The sequence below is a fragment of the Jiulongibacter sediminis genome (assembly GCF_001306455.1).
GTDB classification, from domain to species: domain Bacteria; phylum Bacteroidota; class Bacteroidia; order Cytophagales; family Spirosomataceae; genus Jiulongibacter; species Jiulongibacter sediminis.
The window spans coordinates 230,941-247,464 of sequence record NZ_LGTQ01000010.1; the positions used below are offsets into that span (position 1 = coordinate 230,941).

Annotated in this window: 14 protein-coding genes; 10 read left to right on the forward strand and 4 right to left on the reverse strand. The window is 44.4% G+C overall.

Annotated features, from left to right (window positions below; genetic code table 11):
- Positions 1–516: 516 nt before the first annotated feature.
- Entirely contained in the window at positions 517–1,557 is a 1,041-nt protein-coding gene (locus tag AFM12_RS14055) for a proline iminopeptidase-family hydrolase (RefSeq protein WP_055149313.1), read from the forward strand.
- Between the two features lie 106 nt (positions 1,558–1,663).
- Entirely contained in the window at positions 1,664–2,845 is a 1,182-nt protein-coding gene (locus AFM12_RS14060) for a DUF418 domain-containing protein (protein ID WP_055149315.1), read from the forward strand.
- A gap of 60 nt (positions 2,846–2,905) precedes the next feature.
- On the opposite strand, the gene AFM12_RS14065 is transcribed toward AFM12_RS14060, so the two are convergent.
- Positions 2,906–3,529 carry a 4'-phosphopantetheinyl transferase family protein gene (locus AFM12_RS14065; protein ID WP_055149317.1) on the reverse strand — a complete coding sequence of 208 codons (624 nt, stop codon included), beginning with the start codon at positions 3,527–3,529 and terminating at the stop codon, positions 2,906–2,908.
- 88 nt (positions 3,530–3,617) lie between these two features.
- Between AFM12_RS14065 and AFM12_RS14070 the strand changes: the two genes are divergently transcribed.
- From AFM12_RS14070 to folB, 3 genes are all read left to right on the forward strand, one after another.
- Positions 3,618–4,523: a WD40 repeat domain-containing protein gene (locus AFM12_RS14070; RefSeq protein ID WP_055149319.1), complete on the forward strand. Its 906-nt coding sequence runs from the start codon at positions 3,618–3,620 to the stop codon at positions 4,521–4,523.
- A gap of 90 nt (positions 4,524–4,613) precedes the next feature.
- Positions 4,614–5,789, forward strand: coding sequence for a DivIVA domain-containing protein (locus tag AFM12_RS14075; protein ID WP_055149321.1), 1,176 nt, complete (start codon positions 4,614–4,616; stop codon positions 5,787–5,789).
- A gap of 9 nt (positions 5,790–5,798) precedes the next feature.
- On the forward strand, positions 5,799–6,149 hold the full coding sequence (gene folB / locus AFM12_RS14080; RefSeq protein WP_055149323.1) for a dihydroneopterin aldolase: 351 nt from the start codon (positions 5,799–5,801) through the stop codon (positions 6,147–6,149).
- On the opposite strand, the gene AFM12_RS14085 is transcribed toward folB, so the two are convergent.
- From AFM12_RS14085 to AFM12_RS14095, 3 genes are all read right to left on the reverse strand, one after another.
- On the reverse strand, positions 6,146–8,002 hold the full coding sequence (locus AFM12_RS14085) for a M1 family metallopeptidase (RefSeq protein WP_055149325.1): 1,857 nt from the start codon (positions 8,000–8,002) through the stop codon (positions 6,146–6,148). The two genes, folB and AFM12_RS14085, sit on opposite strands and share 4 nt — an antisense overlap.
- A gap of 29 nt (positions 8,003–8,031) precedes the next feature.
- Positions 8,032–8,211, reverse strand: coding sequence for a hypothetical protein (locus AFM12_RS14090; RefSeq protein ID WP_055149327.1), 180 nt, complete (start codon positions 8,209–8,211; stop codon positions 8,032–8,034).
- Between the two features lie 137 nt (positions 8,212–8,348).
- Positions 8,349–9,128, reverse strand: a complete 780-nt coding sequence (locus AFM12_RS14095; RefSeq protein ID WP_055149329.1) for a TatD family hydrolase — start codon at positions 9,126–9,128, stop codon at positions 8,349–8,351.
- 116 nt (positions 9,129–9,244) lie between these two features.
- Between AFM12_RS14095 and AFM12_RS14100 the strand changes: the two genes are divergently transcribed.
- The 5 genes from AFM12_RS14100 (at position 9,245) to AFM12_RS14120 (ending at position 16,513) form a co-directional block, all read left to right on the forward strand.
- Entirely contained in the window at positions 9,245–11,704 is a 2,460-nt protein-coding gene (locus AFM12_RS14100) for a bifunctional UDP-N-acetylmuramoyl-tripeptide:D-alanyl-D-alanine ligase/alanine racemase (protein WP_055149330.1), read from the forward strand.
- A 113-nt stretch (positions 11,705–11,817) separates the two neighbouring features.
- Positions 11,818–12,276: a (2Fe-2S)-binding protein gene (locus AFM12_RS14105; protein ID WP_055149332.1), complete on the forward strand. Its 459-nt coding sequence runs from the start codon at positions 11,818–11,820 to the stop codon at positions 12,274–12,276.
- Between the two features lie 109 nt (positions 12,277–12,385).
- The gene (locus AFM12_RS14110) at positions 12,386–14,527 is read left to right on the forward strand and encodes a xanthine dehydrogenase family protein molybdopterin-binding subunit (protein WP_055149334.1); all 2,142 of its coding nucleotides are present in this window, start codon (positions 12,386–12,388) and stop codon (positions 14,525–14,527) included.
- Between the two features lie 304 nt (positions 14,528–14,831).
- On the forward strand, positions 14,832–16,235 hold the full coding sequence (locus AFM12_RS14115; protein WP_082391348.1) for a S8 family peptidase: 1,404 nt from the start codon (positions 14,832–14,834) through the stop codon (positions 16,233–16,235).
- A 62-nt stretch (positions 16,236–16,297) separates the two neighbouring features.
- Complete coding sequence (locus tag AFM12_RS14120; RefSeq protein WP_055149336.1) at positions 16,298–16,513, forward strand: hypothetical protein; 216 nt, start codon at positions 16,298–16,300, stop codon at positions 16,511–16,513.
- Positions 16,514–16,524 lie beyond the last annotated feature (11 nt).

Below are 16,524 nucleotides of genomic sequence, written 5' to 3' on the forward strand. Positions count from 1 at the left end.
CAAGCAGGGGTTTCGAGCTTCGTAGGACGGGAAAGTGGTAAATTCGAAATTCAATTCATCGTTGGAAGTTCAGTGGTAAAAATCCCTGCCTGCGTATAGCTGAGAACCGTTAAACCGAAACCAGTATTATCATTTTTACTGATCACCAAATCCTCCCTCTCACACCGCCCAAACCAAAAAATACCCCCCAACCGGCTCCACATGAATATCAGGCACTTGCAGATGATCAGGCATGATGATTTCACTTTATTCCCCGGCGGTGCGAATTTTTGTTTGTCTACTGTCAATTGCTACTGAAAAATAAGTCTGACCGATTTTTGATTTTACATTCTGAGAAATTCTTTAGCTTTAGGAACACCAAGCCATAAACAAAGATCATCAACTTTGTATATTTCTGATTATCAACTAGTTGACTGAAAGGCTCTATAGAAGACAAGGGCCTATCTTTTTTGCGGCTGTAAAGAATCTTTGGTTCATCCACACCCTGAAACAAGCGATGAATTAAAACTAACAAAGATGAAATATCTAACCCTAACCCTCCTGCTTCTGCCGATCATCCTGGGTAGTTGCAAGAACCCTCAGTCAGCGGATGCCGGGAAAAACCACTATTTTGATTACTCCAACAGTGATGACCAAATTACCGGTGGGATCAATGTCATTCCCATCGAGACGCCGAAAGGCACGTTTCGTGTATTTACCAAACGAATGGGGAATAACCCCAAAATGCGGGTTTTGCTGCTTCATGGCGGGCCGGGCGGAACCCACGAAGTCTTTGAAAACTTTGACGGTTACCTTCCCCATGAACGGATCGAGTACATCTACTATGACCAACTCGAAAGTTATTACAGCGACCAGCCCAATGATTCCACCCTCTGGACGATCGACCATTTCGTGGAGGAAGTGGAACAGGTACGAAAAGCCCTGAACCTGAATAAGGATAACTTCTATGTCCTGGGGCAATCCTGGGGAGGTATCCTGGCCATGGAGTATGCCCTGAAATACCAGGAACATCTGAAAGGGCTGATCATCTCTAACATGGTGGTAAGTATACCGGAGTACGAAAAATATGCGGCCGAGGTTCTGGGGCCCCAGCTTCCTCCGGAGGTCTATGAAGAAATCAAGGCTTTTGAGGCCAATGAAGACTTTGCCAATCCACGGTACGCTGAGTTGGTTCAGCAGCATTATTATACCCAACATGTGCTGCGTAAACCGTTGGACGAATGGCCCGAATTCATAGAAAGGGCGTTCAAACATTTGAATCCCAATATCTACATCTACATGCAGGGCTACAGTGAATTTGGCGTGACGGGCAATGCCTCTCTGAAAGGATGGGATGTGTCTGACCGGCTTTCAGAAATCAAGGTACCCACCCTGATGCTGGGCGGAAAATACGATACCATGGACCCCAAATACATGGAGTGGATGAGTACGCAGGTTCAGAAAGGTCGCAGTGTCACCACCAATGGAAGCCATCTTTCTCAATACGATGATCCTGAAACCTATTTCTCAGGATTGATTCAGTTTATCAAAGACGTCGACGCCGGGGTATTCAACTGATGGCAGAGCAGGTGACCATCAGTCGAGGATGAACCTCCTGTGCCTGCTATATCCATCGTTCAAAAGTGTTTGTCCCCAATGTCCAGATTCAAAACCCAAAATTAGAATGAAAAGAATTGAAGAGATCGATGCTTTAAGAGGCTTTGCCCTGTTTGGCATTATCATGACCCATATGTCCGCAGGTTTTGTAGCCAGCCTCACGCCACCACAATACGCCGGATTTAATTTTAAACTTCCAATTGATTCGGTTTCATTACAGATCATTGAAAACTTGTTTCTCGGGAAGTTTTATGCCATTTTCTCCATGCTTTTCGGTTTAAGTTTCTATCTGATCTTAGACAGCAAGAAAGAATCGAGTCCATGGAGATTTGCCTGGCGTTTAGTCTTACTTTTCCTGATCGGCTACCTGCATCATATCCACTACCGGGGAGATTTTCTAACGGTTTATGCTGTCTTCGGAATGATTTTGATTCCGATGAGAAAGCTTCCTAACAGGCTGATTCTGGTCATCGGAATATTTCTGGCCCTGAACGGCCCGACGAACCTCATGAAAACCATTTCCCTCTTTCAGCCGCCGGCAGAGGTCAGTCAGGCCACAGCTAGCGGCCCAAATCCGGTAGAACTGGCCATGAGCTATTACCAATTGATCCTGGATGGGGAGTACCAAAAACTGCTGGTTTCGAACAGTACCATCGGATTTATCAATAAGTATGACTATTTGAAATTCAGTGGCCGGCTATGGATCATTCCGGGTTTGTTTCTGTTGGGTCTGTGGATCGGGAGAAAAAAATGGCATGAGAACATTGATAAAATTCCGCTTCGCAAACTGACGCTGGTCACGGCCATTATCGGGATTCCTTTGGTGCTCCTGAATTACTATTTTTCTACACCGGCTCACTCTGAACCCGTCCGGCTTTTAGCCTCCATCGCCAAAGATGCCTCCAACATTTTTATACCCCTTCTTTACATAGCTCTGGTGATTCAACTGTATCAGTCAAAGCGTACCCACCGCTTTGTCCGCTCATTGATCCCGGTCGGTAAAATGGGACTGAGCACCTATGTCATTCAATCGGCCTTTGGGATTTTTATTTTCTACGGATATGGATTGGGCCTTCTGTTAAAATTGCCGTGTACGGCAGCTCTTGGGCTGGGGCTTTTATTTTTTCTTGTTCAGATCTTATTTAGCAATTGGTGGTTCAGTAAGTATAAATATGGGCCGTTGGAATGGCTTTGGAGAAGCGGGACCAATGGGAAATGGCAGCCCTTTAAGAAAAACAAAGAAGCGTAACATTCAAAGATCAAAAAGATGTCGAAGAGCCCCAGGTCAAAGGATGTGGGCTCTTCGACTTCAGATTGCCCACACCAAAAAATACGAGCCTACAGGCTCCACATGGATATCATGGACCTGCTGATGATCGGGCATAATGATTTCGCCTTTGAGTTGGTTGCCTTCTTTGAAGACTTTTAGATTTTCTTTGAAGTCGGTGCCACGGCGGCCGTAGAGTTTGTAAAGGGCTTCTTTAGCCGACCAGTAGATAGACATGGTATTGAGGTCGTCGCCGATGGCTTCTATTTCTGCCGGGCTGTAGAGCCGTTCGGTAATCCGCCACATTTTTTCCTGCGGTCGCTCAATGTCAACGCCTACCGGTTTTGTGGGGTGCATCACCACGGCCATAAATTTCTTTGAATGTGTGATAGACATTTCCCAGTGGGTGCCCACCATGTAAGGTTTGCCGTGTTCGTCTTTTTTGATGCCTTCAAAATCAATACCCAACTCAGCCGCCAAATGACGAATGGCTACGCGGCTGCAGAGCAGCTCCAGTTTTTTCTGTTCTGTTTTGGCGGTCAGGTACTCGGCATCGGTGAGGATGGTGGAAGGCAAACTGGCAAAAAGTTCTTCGGCATCTTCTTTGGCCTCCCACACCAGCAGGTGGGCTCCGCTATCGCATTTCTTTTGAAACCGTACAGGCATAGTCTATCTTTGAGGTTCAAATATGCCATTTAATTCGGTTCTAAAAAATGAGCATTCTCCTTTTTACATTGATTGATTATCCAGCAAAATGAAGTTTCAGGTAGAGAAAATTGAGTCGTTCACAGGTCATAAAGATTGTGTTTATAACGTCTGTGGCTCCTCAGACCCTCATCGTTTTTTCTCTTCTGCCGGCGATGGGATGATCGTGGAGTGGGATAGCCGCAAACCTGACCTTGGCAGTCCGCTGGCCCGTATGCAAAACTCGGTGTACGCTTTGCATTATGATGCTTCGCAAAATGAGCTGTGGGTGGGAGAAAACTTTGAGGGTGTCCGTGTTTTTGACCTGGAAAACAAAGAGCAAAAATTCTCCATAGCTCTCAATAAGGCCTATATTTTTGATATTGTGACCTACCAAAACCTGGCTTTTGTGGCCAGTGGCGATGGTATTATTACGGTGATTGACCGTGACGAAAAAGCGTTCAAAAAGCATCTCAAATCATCCAGTAAAAGTGTGCGGTCGTTGGCGATTAATCCGGTGGAGCGGGAGCTGGCCGCAGGCTATTCTGATCATACCATCCGTATTTTTGACCTACAGACTTTTGAGTTAAAAAAGCAGATTAAAGCTCACCGGAATTCGGTTTTCACATTGACCTACAGCCCCGATTTTGAGACCTTGCTGAGCGGTAGCCGCGATGCTCATTTAAAAAGTTGGGATATCAATAAGGACTACGATCTGGAGAATCAGGTGGTGGCTCATATGTTCACCATCAATGACATTGTTTACAGCCCGTCGGGCAAACTGCTGGCCACCTGCAGCATGGATAAATCCATCAAACTGTGGGATGCCGAAACGCTGAAATTGCTTAAAGTGCTTGATAAGGCCCGTCATGCCGGGCATGGCACATCGGTGAATCGTCTTCATTGGCTTTCAGAGGAGTCGCTGGTTTCAGCCAGTGACGATCGTAGTTTATCTCTTTGGAAAATAGCTCAATAATAGGCCAAATGACTCGTTTTTACTGAAAAGCAGGAATATTCTAAAAAGTACGTGTATTTTTGTCACTAACACTTCCTAAAAAATTTAAGAATGAAAATTACCGCCCTAGAGATCAAGCAGCACGAGTTTGAAAAATCTTTCAGAGGATATAATATTGAAGAAGTTGATATATTTCTAAACAATATCGCCAACGAATGGGAACGCACCAGCAATGAAGCTAAAATGCTGAGAATGCAACTGGAAATCGCTGAAAAAGAAGCTGCTAAACTCCGGGAGGTGGAAATGTCACTGATCAAAACCCTTCAAACGGCGGAGAATACCAGCTCAAAAATCACAGAACAGGCGAAAAATGAGGCGGAGTCAAAAATAGAATCTGCTCAACTGGAAGCTCAGCGAATCCTTGAAAAAGCAAAAAAAGAGGCTGAAAGTATTGTGGCAGGAGCTCATGAAGAAGTAACTGAAAGCCAAAAAAAACTTCAGGCCAATGAAGAAAAACTTCAGACGGAAATCGCAACACTGAAAGAGCGGAAATCATCGATCATCAGTCAGTTAAAGGCACTCTCTGCTGCTACCCTTGAAGACCTCAAAGCTTTTGGTGATGAGCCTTCTGTTGATCTGGAGATTAATAAAATTGTAGAACCGGCGAAAGAGGCTGTTGCAGAAATTGAGGAAGAAGAAGTCAAAGGTTTCGCCTCATCCGCCAATACAATGGTACTGGAAGAAGAAACTGAAGAGGTAGAAAAGATAAAGGCGGTTGATTTAACAGTGATTGAGGGCATCGGCCCTAAGATAGCTGAGCTATTGAATCAGCATGGAATTGTAAGCTACAGAGACCTGGCCACTCAGCCAGCCTATAAAATCAGAGAGATCTTAGAAAACGCCGGACCGGTATATACCATTCACGACCCAAAAACCTGGTCAGAACAGGCCATGCTTGCTGACTCCGGCAAATGGGAAGAGCTGGAAACTCTGAAAGAGCATCTCATCGGTGGTAAAGACCCGAATGAAGTGAAAGATGCCGTTGAAATGGAAGTGGAAGAAGAGGCGACTCCAGTAGTTGAAGCCTCGACTGATACCACCGAAATTGAAACTGAAGCATCTCCTGAAAACACAACAGAAGAGATGCTTGACCGCGTCAACAAAGTGAAAGCGGCCCTTAAAAAAGCCATGATGGAAAAAGAGCAGGCAGCTCCGAAAGTAAAAACCATCAACGACGCAGCAGCTGAGGCCAAGGAAAATGGTGGCTCTTTCTTCGATAATATCTAAAAGACAATAATGGGACAGATTTCGCTGGAAGGCATGGAGTTTTTTGCTTATCATGGTTATTACGATGAGGAGCAAAAAATCGGAAACAAATATTCCATCGACTTATACATTAAAACTGATCTTAGCTCAGCAGCTGAATCAGATAAGCTGAAAGACACCATCAATTACGAAGACCTTTACCAGCTGGTGCTGGAAGTGATGCAAACCAAGCATCGCCTGCTGGAGCATGTGGCTCATGAGGTGATTCAGAAGGTGAAAGAAACCTACACCACGGTCAAATCAGTGAAAGTGGGGGTTTCTAAATTCAATCCACCGATCGGTGGCATCTGCGAAAGAGCAAGAGTAGTGATCAGTCGCTAAGCAATCCAGAACAAAAAGGCCATCACCACATGCTGTAACCAATACAGGGCTTTGGCGGAGTATTTGGTCAGAAAATCCTGTGGTGGCTTCACGGAATAACTGTTATTGATCAAATTTAAATCCATGAGATTCTTCCGTTGCGGATCAATCTCTACCTGAGTAATTTCCATGCTGAAACGGTATTCCTCATAAGTTTCGGCCGCATCCCATTCAAAAACCTCCACGCTACCATCCTCAAATGAGACTGAAACCACCTGCGGAAGTTTCAAATTCCCTTTTCGTTTGATTTTGAGATAGGCTTTTCCATCCTTATTCTGAACAGAATCCACTGAATAATCACAGGAATACGACTTCTCAAAAGTCTGGTCAAAGTACCAGTTATAGTCTTTACCGGTGACTTCATTGACGACCTTGACGAAATCAGAGAGCTTGGGATGTTTGAACTTAAACCGCTGGTAATAGACTTTCAAAGCTTTGTCCATTACCTCACGTCCCATATAGTTTTCAAGGGTTTTCAGAGCCGTGGCGGTTTTGGTGTACGTCATCACGCCATAAGTACCTTTCGGGTATTCCCATACGGGTTGATTAATCTCAGCCAGCTCCGGGAATTTCATGGAAACGTAGCTCCCTCTTGAAGTAGCCATATCCCCGACCTGAAAACCAAGAAGGTCAACCTGGGAGCCTTCACCATACATTTCATCCATGATGCGGCCTTCCAGGTATTGATTAAAGCCTTCGTCCATAAAAGACTGCTCAAATTCATTGCTGGCCAGAATACCCTGAAAATACTGGTGTCCAAATTCATGAACCGTAACTATTTCCGCCATTTTGATGGATTTACCCACGCCCCAATAAGAGCCGCAGGTAATGAAGGTCGGATATTCCATTCCACCCGAGCCGCTTGCACTTACCGGTGGATCGACCATGGTCAAGGTTTTATGTGGGTACTTGCCCAATAACTCTTCGGTGTATGCTAATGACTTCTCGGCCGCATCAAAATAGCGTTTATACTGCGAGGTATGCTCAGGCTGCATCATGGCTTTCATTCGAACGCCTTTCCACATTTTTTCGTGAACCACGAAATCCGGTGAAGCCGTCCATGCAAAATCATGAACATCATCGGCCTCAAAGACCAGCGTTTTCAGATTGTTTTTGAGTCGGGTTTGGTGGGTCAGTTGCCCGGTAGCCCCTACGATCAGATTTCGGGGAAGAGTGATGCTGACCTTGTAGTTCCCAAAATCGGCATAAAACTCAGAGTTCGCATGAAACTGATGGCAGTTCCAGCCCCACTCACCGTTTTTATTTTGCTCAAAAACACCCACTTTAGGAAACCATTGGCCAATCAGATAGTAGTCGTTTTCACCATACCCTGTCCTGGCAAAAATGCGGGGGAGTTCAGCCCTGAAAGCTATATTCAGTCGCACCGTTTCGCCGGGTTGTACTGGCCACTTAAGTTGAATAGCAGCGACTGTACGGTCGTCTTCGTTTTGATCGTCAGGGTGCAGATATTTCAAAGAACCCAGTAATGAATTGCCATCGGTATCTTTGATTGTGGTCATATAGATGTTCCCGTAACCATCTTCGGGCATTTTATCGCCTCTCAGTTTGCCGCCAGACTCCTTCATAAAAGTGGAGCTTTTGTCTTTAAACGCATTGAGGTATAGATGAAACTGTAGCTCAGAAACCGGTACCGGCGAAGTATTTTTCCACTCCAGAATTTCTTCGGCTTGCAGTTGCTTCTTTTCGGTATCAAGCTGTACGCTTATGGTATAATTGGCAATATCCGGGGCAAGGTTTTGTGCTGAAACCTTTAATCCGATAGTCAATGCCAGTAGGGATAGGATGTACTTCATTTTTTATTAATAATAAGCTGAGAAGTGTTTTATGCTAAAGCTTTAAAGACTTCATGATACTCCTCAAAATCTTCCTTTATTAATTGCTCAAGCTTCTCTTGAGGGCTCATTTGATGAATTTCAAATACTTCCTCAAGAATGGCCTTCAGCTCTTTAGGATTGTTTTTTCTTAAATCTCTTAGTTGCTCAATTAACTCCTTTTTTGACATCGTTTCTTCACGCTGTTACTCGGTATTTTAAAACTATCCTTTGTGATTTTGGTTTTACAACCCGAGGTTAAAACCTCGGGTTACCAATATTTCGCATCTCTGAGGCTCTGTTTAGATGACTTAAATTTAAGAGATTTCTAGGCTTTCAGCCTCATCGCATTCTCAGTCGTCTTCTCCACCACCTCTTCCTTGGAAAGACCCATCAAAAGAGCTACGCGTTCCGCCACCAATTCTACGTAAGCCACCTCATTCCTTTTACCTCTGTAGGGTGTCGGAGCCAAATATGGGGAATCAGTTTCCAGCACGACTTTATCAATAGATACGTAAGGCAAAACCTTGTCTAATCCTCCGTTTTTAAAAGTGGAAACTCCGCCAATACCCAAGAGGAAATTGAGGCCAATCACTCTTTTTGCTTCTACCAGGTTGCCGGAGAAACAATGAAAAATGCCTCTCAAACCTTCCCAGCCAAACTCCTCAATCAGCTCGCAGCAGCGTAAAATCGCATTATGCTCGTTTTTCTTTGAGTTTCTGGAATGAATGCAAATGGGAAGATTATGCTTTTTCGCCAATTCCAATTGCTTCAAAAATGCCGACTCCTGCTCTTTAACAAAGGTCAGATCCCAGTAAAAATCCAGCCCAATCTCACCGATCATGAAATAGCTACCTTTTGCCAGATTTTCTTCAACAATTTGAAGCTCCTGCTCCACATCCTCTTTCACATAGCAAGGGTGAAGCCCCATCATCGGTATGCAATAGCCGGGGTACTTTTCAGCCATCTCAAGCATTGGAGCTATGGTTCCACTATTGCAATTCGGCATCCAGATTTCCTTTACACCTGCCTCACGAGCCCGCTCAAAAACCTCTTTTTCATCCTCTTTAAAAACCTCATCATAAATATGAGCGTGTGTTTCTATCATTCTTTACGTTCTGTTCTGCTGCAAATTTACCAATCTGTATCGAATATATTTCCCGCTCAAAGGGCACGATCCATTAAAGCTCCTTAAATTCGTATTTTATTCCTATCTGATCCCCTTTGAAACAGACGCAGACCTCTTCCGACTCCAAGATTCTTCTTACCGACAGCCGTTTTTTGTCGCAACCAGGTAAAACCGTTTTTGTGGCTATTGAAGGCGAAAGGCATAACGGTCATGATTTTATTGAAGATCTGATCTCCAAGGGGGTCAGCGAGTTTATTGTTTCAAAAAAATGGGCTGAGCAGCATCAAAGCCTGCTCCCTTTGGCAACATTTACCATTGCCGAAAATACCACGAGAGCTCTCCAAAAAATGGCTCGAAAACATCGGGAGACTTTCGAGGTTCCGGTGGTGGGCATTACGGGAAGCAATGGTAAAACCATTGTCAAAGAGTGGCTTTCTTCCATTTTGCAAAGCACGCTATCGGTGATCAAAAGCCCGAGAAGTTATAATTCTCAAATCGGTGTACCTTTGTCGGTATGGCAAATGTCGCCTGAGCATGAAGTGGCTATCTTTGAAGCCGGCATTTCTCAACCCGCCGAAATGCAGGCCCTTTCCGAGATTATTCAGCCTGAAATTGGCCTTTTTACCAATATTGGCTCTGCTCATAATGAAGGTTTCAGAAGTCAGAAACAGAAAATCACTGAAAAGCTTCGACTCTTCAGAAAGGCTAAAACGCTCATTTATTCCATTGACTATCCTGAATTGGATGAGGAAATCCGCATTTTCCTGAAAGCGGTAAACCCCAAAGTAGAGTTAATCCCCTGGTCAAAAAATCAGAAGGGTTCTATCACGGTTGATGTAGAGAAAAAAGACAAATTCACCAATCTCCGGGTTTATTGGAAAGGTGATGAATTTGATCTCCATATCCCTTTTGTGGATGATGCTTCAATTGAAAATTGTATTCACTGCTTTTTTGCCGCCTACCTAGTTTTAAAGAAAACCCAAGCCGAAAGGGAGATTCCCCAGCTAATTCAAAACGGTTTTGATACCCTGAAGCCGGTGGCGATGCGACTTGAGCTCAAAGAAGGTATCAATAACTGTTATCTGATAGACGACAGTTATAATAATGATTTCGGGGGACTGGAAATGGCCCTCAATTTCATGAATCAGCATCATATCAATCGCCGCAAATGCATTATTCTGAGTGATGTTTTACAATCCGGCCTGCCGGAGAAAGAATTATATAAAAAGATTAACGATTTGCTTGAAGGAGCTGATATTCAGCAAATTATTGGTATCGGGCCCATCATTTCCAGAAACAAAGGAGCTTTTGAAGAAATAGATACTTATCTAAATGTCGAAGAATTTCTCAAAAAACACCCTTTGCAGCAGTTTGCCAATCAACTGATTTTGGTCAAAGGAGCCCGTAATTTTGCTTTTGAGAAAATCGTCAATGCCCTAACTCACAAAGTTCACGGTACGGCTCTGGAGGTCAACCTTGACGCCATTACCCATAATCTGAATTATTACCGCGGTAAAATTGCCGACAAGACAAAGCTTATGGTTATGGTTAAGGCCTCTGCCTATGGAAGCGGAAGTACAGAAGTGGCCAGTTTGTTGCAATATCACCGAGTAGATTATCTGGCCGTGGCTTACACCGACGAGGGCGTGGAATTACGTGAAAACGGCATTGAATTGCCTATTATGGTACTCAATCCTCAACCGGAGAGCTTCAAAAAACTGGTTACTTATGCTCTGGAACCTGAGATTTACAGCCTCCAGATTCTCAAATCTTTTATTCGTTTTCTTGATTTTGAGAAGCCTGAAAATATTTCGGTTAAAATTCATTTGAAAATTGATACTGGTATGAAACGCCTCGGATTTATTGAGGAAGATCTGCCTGAGTTATTGAAACTACTCAAAGAAAACCCGACGTTAAAAGTTGGCAGTATTTTCAGCCACCTCGCTGCTTCAGATAGCAAAAAGGAAAGAGAATTTACAAAGTCCCAAATCAGTTCTTTCAGCAGTATTGCTACTAAAATTCAGGCTGAATTAGTAGAAAAGCCCATCAGGCATATTCTGAATACGGCCGGAATTGTCAATTATCCTGAGGCTCAGTTTGAAATGGTGCGACTGGGCATTGGCCTGTACGGTGTTGATAGCAGCGAAATTCATCAGCGTGAGCTTGAAACGACGGCTACACTAAAGACCACAATCTCGCAGATCAAAAAGGCTAAAGCTGGCGAAACGATCGGTTATGGCCGGGTGGGCAAAGCAACAAATGACATGACGCTGGCCACTATTGCGATCGGCTACGCTGATGGTTTTGATCGAAAAATGAGCAATGGTAAAGGCTTTGTCTATCTGCAAGGCCACCGGTGCCCCACCATCGGAAATGTATGTATGGATATGACCATGATAGACATTACCGGCATCACTGCCGAAGTTGGAGATCAGGTCGAAATCTTCGGAAAGAACATTTCTATTTTTGAGCTTGCGGAGCAATTAGAGACCATTCCTTACGAAATACTCACAAAAGTCGGTTCGCGGGTTAAAAGAGTCTTTTTTAAAGAATAAAGCCCCTTCTGATCAACTACTGAATGTTATTCATCTACACATTTCTCAAAGATTTGCTCACTGACATGTTCTGTCGTAAATTGTACTATTACAATTAATAATGATCTATTTCTATGGCAATGACATCATTGAAAATAAACGGGAAAGTCTATGAAACAGACGTTGATCCTCAGACTCCATTACTGTGGTATTTAAGAGAACATGCTGACCTGGTAGGTACCAAATATGGTTGTGGCATCGCCCAATGTGGAGCTTGTACAGTTCATATGAACGGCAATCCCATTCGCTCATGCATTATGCCAATCTCTTCGGTGGCCAATGCAGAAATCACCACTATTGAAGGACTCTCTGAAAACGGTGATCACCCGGTTCAGCAGGCTTGGGATGAACTGGATGTACCCCAATGTGGCTACTGTCAGGCTGGTCAAATGATGACTGCAGCAGCTCTTCTAAAGGAAAACAAAAAACCTTCTGAAGAAGAAATTGAGACAGCAATGAGCCCTCATATCTGCCGATGCGGAACCTATCATCGGATTAAGAAAGCTGTAAAGCTTGCCGGGGAGAAGATGTGACTTCGAATCACAGAGTCCTGCGGACAGGCTCAGTCACCGAAGCGAAAAGTTGTTCAAGGTGACACCTAATAATTGAAATAATTACTAAAGAATTTAAAGCATCAATGCTATGCAAAATATACAATCTAAATCAAGGAGAGACTTTTTAAAGTCGGCCTCAGCTGCCTCAGGCGGGTTGATTCTGGGCTTTAGTTGGCTAGGCACTCAGGCTTTCGGGGCGAAAGTAATAGACCCATCAGCCGTGGCTCATGAGTTTAACGCCTATCTGTCCATCTCTCCTGACGGAAAAATTACGATTTACTCCCCCAACCCGGAGATCGGTCAGGGTATCAAAACGGCTTTCCCGCTCATTGTAGCGGAAGAGCTGGACGTTGATTTTGATCAGGTTACAGTACTTCAGGCCAACCTTTCTGATAAGTATGATCGCCAGTTGACAGGCGGTAGTGGTGCTATTCGCCATTCATGGGATAGACTTCGTGAAGCCGGAGCCACTGCCCGTGAACTGATGAAAGAAGCAGCAGCCCAGAAGTGGAATACGTCTTCTGCTAACCTAACCACCGCCAAAGGGATGGTAATTTCGCCAGATGGCAAAAAGCTTTCTTATGGTGATTTGGTAGAAACGGCCAAAGGCCTTAATACTCCAACGAATGTCAAATTGAAAGACCCGAAAGACTTTAAGTTGATCGGTGGCTGGCATAAAGGGGTAGATAACCCAAAAGTATTGAAAGGTGAAAGGCTTTTTGGGATTGACCTCAAAAAAGAAGGCATGTTCAACGCTCAGATTCAACGTCCCCCGGCTTTTGGTTTAAAACTCAAATCCTTTGATGCTTCAGAGGCTTTGAAAATGCCAGGTATTGTTGAAGTCGTTTCATTCGATAATAAGGTGGCGATTGTTGGAAATTCGACCTGGGAAATCATGCAGGCCCGTAAAAAAGTCAAAATTGATTGGGAAAAAGATAAAGATTTAGAAAGTTCAGAAGACCACGACCGAATTTTTAAAACCTACTTAGACAAACCTGATAACGGTGAGGTAAGAAGAAAAGACGGCGATATTGAAAAGGCCTTTGCCGAAGCTGCAAAAGTTGTAACCGCTGATTATCAGTGTCCTTTTTTGCCACATAGCCCCATGGAGCCCATGAACTTCTTTGCTCATGTGAAAGAAAACGGTACTATTGAATTGGCAGGGCCAACCCAAACGCCCGGAAGAGCGGTTGCCTCTATATCAAAACTTCTTGACGTACCCGCAGACAAAATCAGCGTAGAACTCACCAAAATGGGTGGTGGTTTTGGCCGTAGGCTTGATGACGGCTACGCCGTAGAAGCTGCTCATTTAAGTAGTATTATCAAAAAACCAGTGAAAGTAACCTGGACAAAAGAAGATGACATCTCCGGTGGATATTACCGACCTGCCGTTCGCTATCGTTTCCGTGCGGCCCTGGATAAAGACGGAAATATTACAGGATTCCATCTGAAAGGTGTTGGCTTAAATGCCGGCAACTGCACTCGTCAGGATAACTTCCCGGCAGGGGCCATTGATAACCTTCTGGTAGAAAGTGTGAATTATGAGTCACCTATAACCACAGGTCCATGGAGGGCACCGATCACCAATTTCCTGGCCTACGCAGAGCAGGCCTTTTTAGATGAAGTTGCTGAGGCAGCCAAAAAAGACCCTGTTCAATTGCGTCTGGAGCTTTTTGAAAGAGCTAAGAATAATCCGGTTGGTGAAATCAGTTATGATATTGACCGCTTTGTAGAAACCATCAAGCTGGCTGCCGAAAAAGCTAGCTGGGGTAAAAAGAAGAACATCTCTCAAGGATTTAGTGCCTACTTCTCTCATAACTCATACGTGGCTCAAGTCGCCGAAGTGAAAAAGGTTAAAGGGCAGCCTGTATTGAGTAAGGTGATTGCCGCTACAGATTGCGGAATTGTCATCAACCAAAGCGGGGCTCAAAACCAGATTTACGGTGCCATCACGGACGGGCTTGGGCACGCCATGTTTGGTAAGTTAAGTTTCAAAAACGGTGAGCCGGAACAAAAGAACTATGACTCTTACCGCATCATTAGAATGAATGAGATTCCGGAAATAGAGGCTCATTTCGTCAATAATGGCAAATCGCCAACAGGTCTCGGGGAGCCGGCCATCCCTCCTACCGGTGGGGCTATTGCCAATGCCTTTGCTGCCGCAACAGGGAAAAGGCTGTACAGTCAGCCGTTTAATCTGGAGGATGATCAGGTAGAAAGTTATTTATAAAAGACTCAATCATTCATATTTTAAGGCTCCCGGTATTATGCCGGGAGCTTTTTTTATGCAGAAAATCACCTGTTGTTTTTACCTAATAATTGAAAAAATCCCTTATTTACTTATTGACTTTTTTACTCTAAATACGTTCGTATTCTACTCACCAAACAGGGTATAACTATCTGTTTTACAGCCACATAATAAAACTCTATTGACATTTTACGTGTATACAGTATAGCTTTGATGTACTTCAAAAAAGAAGAGGTGGATTCCGAAAAACCTTATAGAGTAGGAGCTATGAAAACAAATGTCAAAAATGGCAAAGAAAACAAAAAAACAAGACGAGCCTGAATACACCGGGCGTTATTTGGTTTACTCACCTGACCTGTCTCAGGCCGCAGGAATCAGCAGCCAAATTCAATCAAAAACAGGGCTTAACCTGAAAAGCTCTACTGAGTTTGAAAATGAGATTTTTACCGAAAAAGATCTGGAAAATACTGACGGTATTTATCTGGACAAAATCGGGGTAGCGGTATTGAACAGCAAGCCGGAGGCAGAAAGCTCGATCAGTGCATTGGCTGATGAAGACGGACTTATCGTAGAAAAAGAGCGGGTAGTACACGCCATCAGTCTCTTGGATGAAGAAACCGAAAACTATGTTAAAGGATATCGCGATGCCGTAAATTCTCTGGCCGATATGTTGGTACAGCCGGAGGAAGAGTATGACTTTGACGAAGCCGAAATGGAAGACTTGGAGGATCCCGAAGTTAGTGTTTCTGGCAATACCTGGGGGCTTAAAGCCACCAAGGTGGTGCCACAGACTTTCCTATACACTAATCCCTACAGTGGTTCAGGAATTAAGGTAGCAATTTTAGATACCGGTTTTGACCTGAATCATCCCGATTTTGCAGGCAGGCCAATTGTGTCACAAAGTTTCATCTCCGGCCAGGCCGTACAGGATGGTCATGGTCACGGCACCCACTGTACAGGTACGGCCTGCGGACCAAAAAGCCCCGCACCCGCAGTAGAGCGATATGGTGTAGCGTATAACGCCAAAATTCATATTGGTAAGGTTCTGAGCAACAGCGGCAGCGGTGCCGATTCAGGTATTTTGGCTGGTATTAACTGGGCTATCGCCAATGGCTGCTCCATTATCAGCATGTCTTTGGGTGCCAATGTAAACGGCCCGGGCTACTCAGCAGTTTATGAAAGCGTGGCACTAAATGCCCTCAATAATGGCACTCTGATTATTGCCGCCGCCGGAAATGCCTCAAGCAGGCCGGGTACCATTAAGCCGGTATCTCACCCAGCCAATTGCCCAAGCATTATGGCCGTTGGAGCTGTAGATAGTGCCATGAACGTGGCCTCATTCTCCTGCGGAGGGTTATACCCGAGCTACGGAGCGGTGGACATTGCCGGGCCTGGTGTAGCGGTTTTCTCAAGCACTAAAATGCCTGCCCGTTACGCCACCTGGAACGGAACAAGTATGGCCACTCCACATGTAGCCGGTATAGCTGCACTTTGGGCACAGGCCACAGGTTTAAGAGGTAGAAACCTTTGGAGAAAACTGATCAGTACCGCTAAAGCTCTGCCAGCTCATCCATCAAGAGATGTGGGAGCAGGACTGGTTCAGGCTCCAAATAAACGTCGGTTCTTCTGGAAATACCCTTTCCCGGTGAAACCGATTAAGCCAATTCCATATCCAATCATCAGACCTTAGGTCTTATTTTGAGAAGCCCGTAGCGGGCTTCTCACTATTTTTAATGCGAAAACATCATCAAAATGGAAAAAGTATATCTGCTGGCCGCCGAACCAGATCATTTTCAGGACATCAAAAAGCACTTAACTGAGTCGGTAGATACCTTGGTGTCGTCCTTTGAGAATATCAATATTCTGACTTTTAAGGCAAATGATAAGCAAATTGAGGAAATTCAAAAGCTCACCGGCGTTATTGCCATAGAAGAAGACCGTTCTTTCAATATTGATGACCCACTATAATTTCTTTTTCT